Source organism: Corynebacterium sp. UBA2622 (genome assembly GCF_002339505.1).
Taxonomy (GTDB): domain Bacteria; phylum Actinomycetota; class Actinomycetes; order Mycobacteriales; family Mycobacteriaceae; genus Corynebacterium.
In genome coordinates this window covers 24,593-25,821 of the sequence record NZ_DDJO01000004.1, presented here as the reverse complement: position 1 = coordinate 25,821, position 1,229 = coordinate 24,593, and the positions used below count along the sequence as shown (strand labels likewise).

Annotated in this window: 1 pseudogene; it reads right to left on the bottom strand. The window is 71.9% G+C overall.

What is annotated here, in order from left to right:
* Window positions 1-1,229 (bottom strand): annotated as a pseudogene (locus B3611_RS01805) (acyltransferase domain-containing protein); the annotation flags it as partial.

The following is a 1,229-nucleotide window of genomic DNA, read 5'->3' as shown; positions in this document are numbered from 1 at the left end:
GGTGGGCTCCGTGGGCTCGGCATCGACCTCCGGCTCGGGGGCCGTGACGGTGTCGGCGAGCATCACGAGGTCCTGGTTCGCCTCGACGTTGAGCACCGGGATGCGGCGGCCCACCACGTCCATCTCCCGCTTGGCCAGGTTGGTCAGGGTGGGGGAGGAGGCCAGGCCGNNAGGTCCTGGGTCTCGATCCAGCGCACCGGCGAGGCGAACTGCCAGGCCAGAAGCTCGATGAGCAGGGTGCGGGCCAGGGTGTTGCGGTCGGTGTTCTCCGCGGTCACGCCGTCGAGGCGCTCGGAGGGGACCTCCGCGGTCACCGCGTCGATGAAGTCCTGGGTCAGCTCGAAGGGGCGGGCGACCAGATTGGGCACGTAGCGGTGCTCCAGCGTGTCCACGTCGATGGTGGCGGGGAGCAGCTCGTCGAGCTTGCGGGCGAAGGTGGGGACGCCGTCGCGCAGGACGCGGGAGTGGAAGGGGACGTCGATGCCGGGCACGGTGACGTAGGCGCGTTCGCGCACGGAGTTCGCGGCGCGCGAGAGGGCCTCGAGGCCGCGCTTGGTCCCGGCCACGGAGTACTGCTGGCCGGAGATGTTGTAGTTCACAATCTCCAGGAACTCCCCGGATTCCGCCGCCACGCGCTCGACGTAGTCCTGCACCTCGTCCGGGCCGACGCCGATCATGTTGGGGCGCAGCGCGCCCATGCCGTACTCGGAGTTGCCTTCGGCATCGCGCGGCACCAGCGACCCCATGGCGGAGCCGCGGGAGTAGACGATGTCGATGACGGCCTCGAGGTCGAAGATGTTGCCCNNGGCCGGCGTACATCGCGCCCGAGGCCAGCGCGTTGTTGACCCGCAGCCGCTCGGTCTGCGCGTAGGCCACCACGGCCAGCGCCACCTGGGTGAACTGCGTCAGGTGCAGCACCCCGCGCGGGTGCTTGAACTCGGTGCCGCGCACGGTGACCGAGGTCGGGTTCTCGTCGACGATGCGCTGGATGGAGAATCCCAGCGCGCTGCGGGTGTGACGGTCGGCGCGGCGCCAGATCTCGCGGGCGGCGGGGCAGGCGCCGCGGTCGCCCCTGCCCATCCCCTCGGCCTGGACGCCCTGGCCCGGGTAGACGTAGGCGGTGCGCGGCTGGGCGAGGAGCGCCTGGCCGCGGGACACCACCTCGCCGCCGATGCGGCACGTCACCTCGAGGGCGGGGCGGATGCCGACGCGGCCGACGCGCTCGACGG